12 protein-coding genes and 1 tRNA gene are annotated in these 12781 nt (G+C 51.7%); 5 read left to right on the top strand and 8 right to left on the bottom strand.

What is annotated here, in order from left to right:
* Positions 1 to 523: 523 nt before the first annotated feature.
* The 3 genes from phsC to phsA are packed head-to-tail and all read right to left on the bottom strand — an operon-like array spanning position 524 to position 4148.
* Positions 524 to 1282, bottom strand: a complete 759-nt coding sequence (gene phsC / locus GTGU_RS19170; protein ID WP_038160936.1) for a thiosulfate reductase cytochrome B subunit — start codon at positions 1280 to 1282, stop codon at positions 524 to 526.
* Positions 1279 to 1857, bottom strand: coding sequence for a 4Fe-4S dicluster domain-containing protein (locus GTGU_RS19165; RefSeq protein ID WP_038160932.1), 579 nt, complete (start codon positions 1855 to 1857; stop codon positions 1279 to 1281). The genes phsC and GTGU_RS19165 overlap by 4 nt, the downstream gene beginning before the upstream one ends.
* A gap of 14 nt (positions 1858 to 1871) precedes the next feature.
* Complete coding sequence (gene phsA / locus GTGU_RS19160) at positions 1872 to 4148, bottom strand: thiosulfate reductase PhsA (RefSeq protein ID WP_038160929.1); 2277 nt, start codon at positions 4146 to 4148, stop codon at positions 1872 to 1874.
* Between the two features lie 526 nt (positions 4149 to 4674).
* Here phsA and GTGU_RS19155 point away from each other — a divergent pair.
* Positions 4675 to 6147 (top strand): DASS family sodium-coupled anion symporter, encoded by a 1473-nt coding sequence (locus GTGU_RS19155; RefSeq protein ID WP_038160926.1) that lies wholly within the window; start codon positions 4675 to 4677, stop codon positions 6145 to 6147.
* A gap of 169 nt (positions 6148 to 6316) precedes the next feature.
* On the opposite strand, the gene GTGU_RS26145 is transcribed toward GTGU_RS19155, so the two are convergent.
* Positions 6317 to 6484: a hypothetical protein gene (locus GTGU_RS26145; RefSeq protein ID WP_169741188.1), complete on the bottom strand. Its 168-nt coding sequence runs from the start codon at positions 6482 to 6484 to the stop codon at positions 6317 to 6319.
* 242 nt (positions 6485 to 6726) lie between these two features.
* Between GTGU_RS26145 and GTGU_RS19150 the strand changes: the two genes are divergently transcribed.
* From GTGU_RS19150 to GTGU_RS19135, 4 genes are read left to right on the top strand one after another with little or no spacing between them, the layout of a single operon-like run.
* On the top strand, positions 6727 to 7557 hold the full coding sequence (locus GTGU_RS19150; protein ID WP_425427498.1) for an ABC transporter substrate-binding protein: 831 nt from the start codon (positions 6727 to 6729) through the stop codon (positions 7555 to 7557).
* 1 nt (position 7558) lies between these two features.
* On the top strand, positions 7559 to 8374 hold the full coding sequence (locus GTGU_RS19145; RefSeq protein ID WP_038160923.1) for an amino acid ABC transporter ATP-binding protein: 816 nt from the start codon (positions 7559 to 7561) through the stop codon (positions 8372 to 8374).
* The gene (locus GTGU_RS19140) at positions 8374 to 9150 is read left to right on the top strand and encodes an amino acid ABC transporter permease (protein WP_038160920.1); all 777 of its coding nucleotides are present in this window, start codon (positions 8374 to 8376) and stop codon (positions 9148 to 9150) included. Before GTGU_RS19145 ends, GTGU_RS19140 begins: the two co-directional genes overlap by 1 nt.
* Complete coding sequence (locus GTGU_RS19135; protein WP_038160917.1) at positions 9134 to 9829, top strand: amino acid ABC transporter permease; 696 nt, start codon at positions 9134 to 9136, stop codon at positions 9827 to 9829. Before GTGU_RS19140 ends, GTGU_RS19135 begins: the two co-directional genes overlap by 17 nt.
* Before the next feature lie 100 nt (positions 9830 to 9929).
* On the opposite strand, the gene GTGU_RS19130 is transcribed toward GTGU_RS19135, so the two are convergent.
* The 4 genes from GTGU_RS19130 to folP form a co-directional block, all read right to left on the bottom strand.
* Positions 9930 to 10016: transfer RNA gene (locus tag GTGU_RS19130), tRNA-Leu, on the bottom strand.
* A 9-nt stretch (positions 10017 to 10025) separates the two neighbouring features.
* Positions 10026 to 10358 carry a preprotein translocase subunit SecG gene (secG, locus tag GTGU_RS19125; protein ID WP_038160915.1) on the bottom strand — a complete coding sequence of 111 codons (333 nt, stop codon included), beginning with the start codon at positions 10356 to 10358 and terminating at the stop codon, positions 10026 to 10028.
* A gap of 229 nt (positions 10359 to 10587) precedes the next feature.
* Positions 10588 to 11925: a phosphoglucosamine mutase gene (gene glmM / locus GTGU_RS19120; RefSeq protein WP_038160912.1), complete on the bottom strand. Its 1338-nt coding sequence runs from the start codon at positions 11923 to 11925 to the stop codon at positions 10588 to 10590.
* Entirely contained in the window at positions 11918 to 12766 is an 849-nt protein-coding gene (gene folP, locus GTGU_RS19115; RefSeq protein WP_038160910.1) for a dihydropteroate synthase, read from the bottom strand. The genes glmM and folP overlap by 8 nt, the downstream gene beginning before the upstream one ends.
* Positions 12767 to 12781: the final 15 nt, after the last annotated feature.

The following is a 12781-nucleotide window of genomic DNA, read 5'->3' as shown; positions in this document are numbered from 1 at the left end:
TATATGACTCCAGATGTCATGCTATGAAACGTTCCACTCGAACAGGAAGTATGACCTTCCTTCTTTAAGCTGTTAAAGATGAGATATAAAAATTAATATTCAATGAGTTAATAAAGCACGCATCAGGACCACTTTACATAATTGCATGCCATATAAAGCATTAGCGCTTATAGCAAAGAAACAGCCAAATAAACACCATTCCAATAAAAAATAAGCATTATAGAGAAAAAATAATCAACCCCGTAATAGAAAATACGAACACCACCAGGGTTAAAAATTTATTTTGAAAATTATCCCTTCCAAATCACCATGAATAAATATAGGTATATGCAGATATATAATTTATCAAGTATCGGATGTTTATTTTTATAAAAACAAAACTCGCTTTATTGCCATGGTCGATTACATCGTAATCATTCATTACAATAAAAATACCCGCGTAGCCACCAGGGATATTACTCCCCAGCGACAGCGGGCATTGTTAACATAAGCTACAACAGCGTATTGCTATGCTTACTTGTTGCTACCGTTCTTGTCTTTCATGACTGCGGTGCCGATGGTAACCATCGATCATGCTGCGAAAAATTTGTGCTGGCGTATCTCCCAGGGTACAGAGATAGATGTGAACACAGATAAACATCAGCCCTGCGATGCCCAGCGCAAAATGCAACATCAGCATCATTGGCCCACCAAAACCCGCAACTGGCCAGAGACACAGCAGGCCAGTAATGATTAATAACGGCACCAGTAAATACATAATCGCCAGATACCCGAGCTGCTGCAGGGGGTTGAATTTTTGCGTTTCAGTGGCCTCAAACGGGTGCGGTTCCCCTTTCATAATGCCGTACAGATAATAACGAATCTGCAGAAAACAGCGAGAAATCATTCCGGCCAGACGTACCCGGTAATGTTGTCCGTTGCGACTGAACAGATTAATCAGGACAAAGACGAACCAGAAAGCCACTAACACAAACCCGCATATTCGGTGTACCTCCACCATAAAAGGCACCGACCCGACGGTAAAATGCCCCGCAAGGCCAGTCAGCAACAAAAGAATAAACAGCAAGGCATTTCCCCAGTGCCAGCAGCGGACGTAGAGAGGATAAAGATACTCGCGCACTTCAATTCCATCTTCCGCAGCTTTCGGCGCCAGAAAGCGACGTAATAAGGCATGTAATAGCAACCCGGCAATAAACAACAGGACGATGATCCCGGCATAAACGAGCCATAGTGGCCAGTAATCCGGTGCATAGTTTAGTTCCGCTCCCCAAATAGTATTCATTTGCGCACCTCCTGATGAACTTCTTTGTGCCGGAACAGGCTCACATCCCCACTTTGTTCATTCTGCTGACGATAAATATCGTTACGGGCTATCCAGCGCTGGATAGCCGGTTCATTCAGTTTTCCGAAAGTCAGAGCATCGGTCGGACAAACGGAGACACACGCCGGAGCCTCCCCTTCTGCAAGGCGAGTATCCGAACAGAAATTACATTTATCCGCAATACCGGTCCGGGGGTTAAGGTAACGCACATGGAACGGGCAGGCGGCCACACAATAATCGCATCCGATGCACTGCGATTTATCCACCTGGACAATGCCATTTTCGTCACGGAACGACGCTCCGGTCGGGCAAACGCTAACGCAGGGTGCATCTGCGCAATGCTGGCATGAAACCCTGACAAACTTGAAATGCGAGGAAGGGTTCTCTTCGGACTGTGGATGGAGGATCTGCACCTGCACGCGGCTGTATCCTTCCGGGATATCGTTCAGCACTTTACAGGCAACGGTACAGGCCTGACAGCCGATACACCGCTGCTCATCGTGTAACATAACATACTGATTATCTGAAGAATTCATCGTGAACTCCTTTTTCATACACGACGCAGGGTGACACCAGACGTATGCACAACCGTGCCGGTGACCGGACTCGTTACGTTTGGCAGCAAATTACCGCAGTGGATACCGTGAACCGTCGCGGCCGTTTTCGCACCCGCTTTTGAGCCAAACCCCATATAGACAAAGAGGGTGTCCTGGCGGATCGCGGAGGTAATAAGCGCCCTGCCTTTCTCTTTACCCGTACTGTTTTCCAGCCAGACCTCATCTCCGTTGCGAATGCCTCTTTGATTCGCAGTCTGGGGGTGGATCCAGACTGCGTTATCCCACATTAATTCGCTGAGCAGCGGCACATATTGCGTTGCGCCATTGGTATGAACGGCTACTTTGCCCTGAATAAAGTAGAGCTCTTCGTCATTTTTCAGCGCCAGAAGTCTTGCCCGTGGGATCCCATAGTCAGGCAGTAATTTTTCAAGTTGATCGGAGTAGAGCTCAATTTTTCCACTCGGCGTTTTAAACTTCAGTTGGTTGCCGTAAGTCCCGTCACCGTCAGCCATCACTGCGGAGGGGTACTTCTTCATGAAATTGCGGACGGACTCGGCCTCGCGATATAACAACGGAACGCCCCAGTTCAGATAGCCTTTCTCGTGGAGCGTGTTATATAAGCCATGATCGCCATTCAGTTGATGAAGTTGCCGTGTCTGCATATCCTGCCAGGGGTAATACTGTCCAAGACCAAGTTCCACGGCCAGCTCTTTCCAGATCTGCCAGCTCGGGCGGGCCTCCCCGACGGGGTCCACCACCTGCTGACGCAGCGCGTAAGCAGGGTTCAGGCCTGACATGTCCGTCACTTCTTCGTCACGCTCGAGGTAAGTACATTCTGGCAGCAAATAATCCGCATACGCCGCACTTTCACTCAGATAGACATCGCAACTGACCACCAGATCCATCTGTTCCAGTGTTTTGACCAGGTCGGGACGACAGGTCACCGTCTGCAGCGGGTTGTGGCGGGACATAATCCATCCTTTAAGGGGATAGGGTTTTTGGGTCAGCGAGGCATTAATGATACTCTGCAAAACCCCACCGCCAGCGGCGATAAACTTGTACTGAGGCTCGACCAGGTCGATACGCTTCGCCGCGATCTTCGCTACGTTACTGACGTCCGGACTGGCGAGCACTGGCGCAACCTTCACGCCCGCCAGCTTGTTATAGGTTCCGGCACCTTTTTTCTGATACATCCCACCTTCTTTCTCAATATTTCCCAGCAGGACGTTCAGGACAAAAATCATCCTGCGCATATCAATCTCTTCCTGGGAATACGTTGCCCGGTGTCCGGGGCTAACCAGTGCATGAGGGGCTTTTGCGGCGATTTCTCTTGTTATGCGAAAAATGACATCAGCAGGAACATCAGAATGCATCTCCGCCCAGGCCGGGGTGGTCTGGCTGACAGCATCACTCAGTGCGTCAAACCCGGTGGTATACTTTTCAACGAAAGAAGCGTCATACAATTTCTCAGTAATCATGACGTGACACATCGCCATCAGTACTGGCAAGTCGCCGCCGGGACGGATGGCGTACCATTCATCGGCCTTACTGGAGAGCACAGACAGTCGCGGATCAAAACTGACCAGCTTCGCCCCTTTAGCCTGTGCGTTCATCAGTTCATGGGTTTCAGCCACTTCGATGCCTTCGTACAGGTTGTGGCCAAACGAGAGGATATACTGCGAATTTGCGAGATCCATCGCCAGATCTCCTCCCGCCATGATCGTTGCGGCCACCGCTTTTCCGGCAGGGCAAGTGGATGCATGTGTGAAGGTATTTGGCGATCCAAAGACTTTTGCCAGATAGAACAGATGCCCGGCAAGCGAACCAGACTTCGAAGTAAAAGCGATGCTTTCGGCGCCGTACTGTGTTTTGATCGCCTTCATTTTCCCGGCGATTTCCTGATACGCCTGCTGCCAGCTGATGACCTGCCACTCTCCGCTGCCGCGTGGACCAGATCGTTTCATGGGTTTTACAATTCGATTCGGGTCATTGACGAGGCTGATACCGCTTCCGCCGCGGGCGCATACCCGGGTTCCCTGCAAGGGGGCCTCAGTATTTCCCTGTATAAATACCGCTTTGTTGCTGATGGTTTTTGCCTGAATTGGACAGCGATAGGAACACATCTCGCATAAACTTGGCGTAAATGTGGTTTTCCCGGTAATGGCTAACTGGGGATTACGGGCCAGCGCGCCGGGTGGAAAATTCCCGACAGCACAGACAGAACAGCCGATACCGATCCCCTGTAGAAAAGAACGACGACTAATGCCCATATAACCTCCAGCTATTTGAATATACCCACAAAGAATAAGTCTTTAAAAGTAAAAAAACATAGCGCCAATCACAAATTGAATATAAAGAATTTTACTAAATCACATTCCTGAAAATCATTAATCTTCACTTTCACTAAAAAAAGAAATAAATTCTTATCGCAGGGTCATTTTATCGCTTGATATTTATGCACGACGAAATCGACAGGAAATTTGAAACTGACTCACAGAAAAAATTACAGAAAATGATGTGACTCTAAGGCGACAGCAGAAATTACTGGAAAGGCAGGTAGCACGCGAGTTCACGTTAAGCGAATTCAGAAACTTTTTTAACTGATTATTATTTGGTGGTATTTTCTTCCAAATAAAAACGGCACAAACCGCAGAGAAAATATGACATTAAATCCTATCAACATGATTACAACTGATGATTTTTTGGTTTTGTGAGAGGACGGTGCGTTTTACCCTTACGAAGGGCCGATAGTATTAAAAGCGCATATTCATGTGCAGGAAACTCAAGGATTGATCCATGGAAAGATTAACCCCCATTCGCTCTCGGCCAGCCATCGTCTCAATTGTTATTACTCTGACCATCTGGTATGTCATCCCTTGCCCTGCGGACGTGACCTTGCAGGCATGGCATCTGCTGGCGCTGTTCATCGGCACTATCGCGGCCATTATCGGTAAAGCCATGCCCATTGGGGCGATTGCAATTGTGGCCATCATGCTGGTGGCTATTACCGGCGTGACGAACCCCGGTAAACCGTCTGCAGCGCTTAACGACGCGCTAAGCGGTTTTTCCAATCAGTTGATCTGGCTCATTGGCTTATCGATCATGCTGTCGCAGAGCCTGTTGAAAACGGGACTCGGTGCGCGCATTGGTTACGGTTTCATTGCGATGTTTGGCAAGAGAACCTTAGGTATTGCGTGGGCATTAACACTTGCCGAAACGCTGATTGCCCCCGTCACGCCAAGCAATACCGCGCGTGGTGGCGGGATTATCCACCCGGTCATGCGCGCGATAGCGGACAGTCTCGGCTCTCCGCCGGGTCATACTGAAAAAGGTTCAACGGGACGTTATCTGGCGCTGGTGAATTACAACATTAACCCAATCAGCTCGGCGATGTTTATCACTGCAACAGCGCCAAACCCACTGATTGTCAGCTTTCTGACAAAGGGGACGGATGGCGTACTGAATATGACCTGGGGAATGTGGGCGATTGCCGCACTCCTTCCCGCCGTGGTCTCGCTGATGGTGATGCCCGTCGTCATCTGGTGGCTCTATCCGCCAGCGATTACCCGTACGCCAGATGCACCACAATTCGCCCGGCAGAAACTGGATGCGCTTGGTCCCCTGTCGTTAGCTGAGAAGATAACGCTGGGGGTTTTCATTCTGCTGCTCTGTCTGTGGGCAGGCGTCCCTGCGATGATCATGGGTAACAGCTGGACCGTTAACCCAACCAGCGCGGCGCTCATCGGGTTATCGATTCTGTTGCTCACGGGTGTATTAACCTGGGAGGACATTCTTAAGTGTCGTGGCGCCTGGGATACCATCGTCTGGTTTGCGGCACTGGTGATGATGGCCGATTTTCTTAGCAAACTGGGGCTGGTGAGTTGGCTGGCAATGAGCATTGGAACGGCGATCGATCATCTTGGTGTTCACTGGAGTATCGCAACACTGCTGTTGATTCTGCTGTATGTCTATTCCCACTACTTTTTCGCCAGTACGACGGCACATATCACGGCCATGTTCTCTGCCTTTTTCATCGCAGGATTAGGCCTTGGCGCGCCGCCCGCCCTGCTTGGCCTGATGCTCGGCTTCGCATCCTCGCTGATGATGTCACTTACCCACTATGGCACAGGCACTGCGCCGATTATTTTTGGCTCTGGCTATGTCACGCTTGCGGAATGGTGGAAGACAGGGCTGGTGATGAGTGTGGTGAACCTGACAATCTGGGCTGTGACCGGGGCTTTCTGGTGGCACTTGCTGGGATACTGGTAACCCGGCGAGAGACAGGCACAGATTAAGCCTTACCGAAGTATGGAACCCGATGTGGCGTGTGCAACTTCATGCCACATTACGCTCCCAAAAAACAAGGCGGCACTGAGATGTTCAGAGGAGCAATGCAATGCACAGCTCATTCCAGTACATTTCACGCGTGCGGCGCAGTTCAGCGTGGCGTTTTATCATGGAACCACTCCGGATCAATGTTGGCTATATCCACACCATACAGGCTGGCGACAGGGAGTATTGACTCAAGAACACGTTGCGCGCTGTTCTCCGTATTCACTGGTCGGGTCGCAAAAAACCGCCGTAACGTGCTTATCCACTTTTTCATCGTCTTTACCCTCTCACTCAACCTGCTCTAAGTTAAATACCCAAAACCCGTGCAGGGGAAATATCAATATCGACTGTCGATGTGCAGGATTTGCAAATAGCCGCCCGTTTTTTTACCTGCTCTTAACACATTGTTCACTAATGCTTTTTTGCTAATAACAAAGAACGATTTCTTATTTGTCGATAGCTTTCGCTTATGGGAGCGTAACGGAACAAAACAAAAACACGGGATGATCAATGACTATGGCAGCAAACATGAAATGGTTTAAAAAACGGGCACTGGTGCTGGGATTACTGGCAGCTGGCAGCCTGCTTTCAACCCAGGCACAGGCTGATCAACTGGCTGATATTAAGGCTGCAGGAGTGGTAAAAGTCGCTACTTTTGATGCTAACCCGCCGTTTGGTTCAATAGATGCAAAAACCCATGAGATCGAGGGTTACGATGTGGACTTCGCCAAAGCACTGGCAAAAGCGCTTGGCGTGAAACTGGAACTGGTCGCCACCAACCCGGCTAACCGCATTCCATTGTTGCAGTCCGGAAAAGCTGATTTGATCGTGGCGGATATCACCATTACTCCGGAACGGGCGCAGGTGATTGATTTTTCCACCCCTTACTTCGTCACAGGCCAACAATTCCTGGTTCCGGCAAAATCACCGGATAAGCTTGATGACTATAGCCGGGCGCGAATCGGCGCGGTTAAAGGAACGACGGGCGAACAGGCGCTGCACCAGCGTTTTCCGCAATCCCGCGTGCTCTCTTATGACGACATTCCACTGGCGCTAACAGCGCTGCGCAATGGTAATGTGCAGGCAATCACCCAGGACAGCACGATTCTGGCAGGTCTTCTGGCACAGGCGCCGGATAAAGCGAACTTTAAAATCTTGCCCGATCTGCTCAGTAAAGAAGAGATTGGCGTTGGGGTGAAAAAAGGCGAAACGGCACTGCTAAAAGCGGTCAACAATGAGCTGGTCAATCTTGAGAAGAATGGTCAGGCGGCAAAAATCTACGATGTCTGGTTTGGTCCGGACACGCCTTCTCCACAACCTCGCGCCTTTAAAATAGAAGCCCAGTAATATGTTCTCAGCTTTATTTTCACACTCCGCGGCCAGTACCGCGGATTTTTCACATCTGGAACAGGCCAGCGTCGAATTTCGTGATGTAAACAAACGCTACGGTGACCATCAGGTTTTAAACGACATTAACCTCACCATTACGCCTGGTGAAGTGGTTGCCATCCTCGGCCCTTCGGGTTCCGGTAAATCCACCCTGATTCGTCTTATCAACCAGCTTGAAAACCTGAGTGGCGGGGAGATCCTGGTCGACAACAAGCCTACCGGGCGGCTTTCCGGTAACGGGCTACGTCAGTTGCGTAGCCGGGTCGGGTTTGTGTTCCAGCAATTCAATCTTTATGCCCACCTCACCGCCAGTCAGAACATCACTCTGGCGCTGGAGCATGTTCACGGCTGGAAGCCCCGGCCAGCTCAGGAGCGCGCGCTGACACTGCTGGAAAACGTCGGGATGCTGGAAAAAGCCCACCATTTCCCCGCTGAGCTTTCCGGCGGCCAGCAACAGCGGGTCGCAATTGCCCGTGCCCTGGCCTCATCGCCGCAAATCATTCTGTTCGATGAACCCACCTCTGCGCTGGATCCGGAGATGATTGGTGAAGTACTGTTGGTGATGAAAGCCCTCGCCCATAGTGGGATCACTATGATTGTGGTTACCCATGAGATGCAGTTTGCCCGGGAAATCGCCGACCGAATTGTTTTTATCGATGGTGGACAAATTCTTGAAACCGCACCGCCGGAGCAATTTTTCAGGCAACCATCACATCCACGTGCGCAACGGTTTCTGCAAAAAGTCCTGAACCCGTTGCATCAGGAGCTTCTGTAATGCCCGCCCTCGACTGGCAGGGCGTGCTGACCGGGCAGCCTCTGCAATGGATTTTATCCGGTTTTCTCACCACCCTGTGGGTTACGCTCGCCGGGGCGCTCCTGGCAAGCCTGCTTGCACTGCTTTTTCTTCTTCTGCGCCTCTCAGGCAGACGCTTCGGCAGCACGGTTGTCAATGGCTGGGTCTCGCTGTTTCGCAATACCCCGCTGTTGGTGCAACTGCTGTTCTGGTATTTCGCCGCCTGGAACTGGCTGCCCCAGGTGTTCAGAGATGTGGTGAATGCGGATCACAACTGGTCGATTTTGCCCGGTAGCGTCTGGTGGTTTACTCCCGAGTTTCTATGTTCTGCCTGGGGATTAGGGGTATTCATCTCGGCATTTTTAATTGAGGAGGTGGAGTCAGGATTACGTTCTGTCCCTGCCGGACAACGAGAAGCGGCACTCGCGCAGGGATTCTCCCCGTGGCGTTTGTTTCGTTACATCCTTCTGCCGCAGGGACTGGCTAACGCATGGCAGCCCGTTGTGGGGCAGTATCTCAACCTGATGAAGCTCTCCTCCCTCGCCAGCGGGATTGGCTTTGCCGAACTGACCTATCAGGTCAGGCAAATCGAAAGCTACAACGCTCATGCGCTGGAGGCTTTTACCATCGGTACTGTGCTCTATCTTCTGACGGGTGTAGTCATGGGGTCACTCCTGGTACGCATCGGTCCAGGAGCGAAACGCAAACGGCAGGCAATAGCCGCTACAGGGAGTGAACAACATGATTGCCGGGCTTAATGTCATTGCCGATAACCTGGATTATCTTCTGTGGGGACGCGCAGCCGCCGGTGAACCTGGTGGGGTATTGCTCTCGTTAATGATGGCATTCGGGGCCGCACTTTTTGCTCTGCCAGGCGGGATTGCGCTGGCGTGTTTGGCCTGGCGTTTTAGCGGGATCGTGCGCAAGGCGCTCTTTTTATGGGCAGAACTGATCCGCGGCATTCCGCTCATCTTTGTGATTTTCTGGATGTGGTATCTTCTGCCGCTTATCACCGGAAGCGATCTTCCGGGGGCGCTCACCGTGACACTTGCGCTGGCCTGGTTTACGGCGGCATCGGTGATGCATTCGGTATTAGCCGGTCTGAGAGCGTTACCGTCAGGGCAGTACGAAGCAGCCTTGTCTCAGGGATTCAGTACACGACAAACGTTGTGGCGTGTGCTGCTGCCGCAGACTTTGAGAAATATACTTCCGTCTCTGGTGGGGATTTTTATCAGCCTGCTGAAAGATACGTCACTGGCGTTCATTGTGAATGTGCCCGAACTGACCACGGTTGCAGGACAGGTAAACAACCGGGTACAAATTTACCCGGCAGCCATTTTTATCTTTACCGGCGTCGTCTATTACCTGCTCTGCTGTTCTCTGGAACAGTTTGCAAAGCGCTGGCGTTTCAAACGGCCAGCGCCGTTACCTGAATAACGTCGGGTCAGGAGAGTAGAAAACGAGGGAGAAAACCAGTAATTACGCAGGCTTCAGATACAAAAAAGAGACATCTTTGATGTCTCTTTTTCTGGAATATTGGTACCGAGGACGGGACTTGAACCCGTAAGCCCAATCGGGCACTACCACCTCAAGGTAGCGTGTCTACCAATTCCACCACCTCGGCACGACTGTATTAGCGCGGGATATCGCTGCTCGGCTGGGCCGGCGCTGCTGGCTGAGTCTGCTCAGTTTTCGCTGGCGCACTCAGAGATTCCCACTCGCTTCCTTTACTGGTTTTATTGGTATTCAGGTTACCCAGAACCAGGCTGATGATAAAGAACAGCGTCGCCAGTAATGCGGTCATACGGGTCATGAAGTTACCAGAACCGCTAGAACCAAATAACGTGGCGGAAGCACCTGCTCCAAAGGAGGCTCCCATATCAGCGCCTTTACCTTGCTGCAGCATGATCAGGCCAATCAGGCCAATCGCCACAATAAGGAAAACAACCAAAAGAGCTTCGTACATAATCAACCTGTTCCTTGCGGGGTGACCGCATGCCAATTGCTTCAACCAATAAAGCGGGGCGTTTTAACGTTTCCCACTGAAGCGGGTGTGAATACTAACCAAAGCGAATAACCTTCGCAAGGGCAAATTAAGCGCATTGTACCAACTGCGGAAAAAAACAGCAAAAAGCGGATAATTGCCGGAAAAAAAAGCGACTTGCGCCGCCTTTTTAAACACTTAGAAAGCCGTTTTACACCGCTTTTACTGCATCAGCGATACGGTGGGCAAAGGCAGTAACCTGAGCATCATCTTCGCCTTCCACCATCACGCGAATTAACGGTTCAGTACCGGATTTACGCAGCAGTACGCGGCCACGCCCCGCCAGCGCGGTTTCGACTTCCGCGGTGACACTCTTCACAGTGTCATTCTCCAGCGGGTTCGCGGAATCTGCGCTGTAGCGCACGTTGACCAGTACCTGCGGGAACATCTTCATTCCGCTACACAGATCGTACAGGCTCATATGGTTACGTACCATCGCCGCCACGACCTGCAGCCCAGCCACAATACCGTCGCCGGTGGTGGTTTTATCAAGCAGGATGACGTGACCAGAGTTTTCCGCACCAATGCGCCAGCCTTTCTCCTGTAGCAGTTCCAGAACATAGCGGTCGCCAACTTTGGCGCGTGCGAAGGGAATACCCAGCTGTTTCAGCGCCAGCTCCAGCCCCATGTTGCTCATCAGCGTGCCTACGGCGCCACCGCGCAGCTGACCCTGACGCAGCCCTTCGCGGGCAATGATGTAGAGGATCTGGTCACCATCGACTTTGTTGCCCTGGTGATCGACCATAATGACGCGGTCGCCATCGCCGTCAAACGCGATACCGAGATCGGCTTTTTCTGCCAGAACGCGGGTCTGTAACGCACGGACATCTGTTGCGCCCACGCCTTCGTTGATATTGACCCCATCCGGCTCGCAGCCCATGGTAATCACTTTCGCGCCCAGTTCGCGGAACACGCTCGGCGCTATGTGGTAGGTCGCGCCGTTCGCACAATCAACCACCACTTTCAGCCCGTTCAGGCTTAATTCGTTCGGGAAGGTCGCTTTACAGAACTCAATGTAACGACCCGCCGCATCCACAATGCGGCTCGCCTTACCAAGTTCGGCGGAATCCACGCAACTGATCTCTTTTTCCAGCTCGGCTTCGATGGCTTCTTCAACGTCATCCGGCAGTTTAGTGCCGTCGATGGAGAAGAATTTGATCCCGTTGTCGTAATACGGATTGTGGGAAGCGGAAATGACAATACCAGCTTCAGCGCGGAAAGTGCGCGTCAGGTAAGCCACCGCCGGTGTTGGCATTGGTCCGGTGAATGAAGCAGACAACCCGGCGGCTGCCAGTCCCGCCTCCAGCGCCGACTCCAGCATATAGCCGGAAATACGCGTGTCTTTACCGATAATCACTTTGCGCGATCCATGACGCGCCAGCACCTTACCCGCCGCCCAGCCGAGTTTCAGAACGAAATCAGGGGTAATTGGCGCGTCGCCAACACGCCCACGGATACCATCGGTGCCAAAATATTTACGATTACTCATAGCGTTTATTTTCCCTTGCTGACAGCGTCGCTTCGACTACGCGCATCGCTTCTACTGTTTCTTTTACATCATGGACGCGAATGATTTGTGCGCCCTGCATCGCCGCGATCACCGCACAGGCAAGGCTTCCACTCAAACGCTCAGACGGCCCCACATTCAACAACTGGCCCACCATCGACTTACGCGACATGCCCACTAACAACGGCAGGCCAAAGTGATGAAATTCAGACAGTCGTGCAAGCAGAGCATAATTGTGGGAGAGATTTTTACCGAAACCGAATCCCGGGTCGAGCAACAATTTCTCTTTTGCGATACCCGCCCGCTCACAGCGTGCGATCTGCTCAATAAAGAAACGATTTACATCGGTGAAAACATCATCGTAGTGTGGCGCTTCCTGCATGGTTTTGGGTTGACCCTGCATATGCATCAGGCAGACAGGTAGCCCCGTTTCTGCCGCCGCTTCCAGCGCGCCGGGCTCGGTCAGTGAACGAATGTCATTGATGATGTGAGCGCCCACTCTCGCGGATTCGCGGATCACTTCCGGTTTTGAGGTGTCGACGGAAATCCAGACTTCAAAGCGCTGTGCGATGGCTGCAACCACCGGGATGACGCGCGCCAGTTCTTCTTCAACACTCACATCTGCCGCACCCGGGCGTGTTGACTCCCCCCCCACGTCAATAATGGTCGCGCCAGCGTTAATCATCAGGTTGGCATGTTTGACCGCCTCTACCAGCGAGTTGTGCGTGCCGCCATCGGAAAAGGAGTCAGGCGTAACGTTAAGGATCCCCATGACATGAGGAAAATTGAGGTCAAGTTCTGCACCCTGGGCCGTCAGTTTCATGGTCTTTTCCCTGGT

Origin of the sequence: Trabulsiella guamensis ATCC 49490, assembly GCF_000734965.1 — a bacterium.
Classification (GTDB): Bacteria; Pseudomonadota; Gammaproteobacteria; order Enterobacterales; family Enterobacteriaceae; genus Trabulsiella; species Trabulsiella guamensis.
This window is presented reverse-complemented; position numbering and strand designations above follow the sequence as displayed.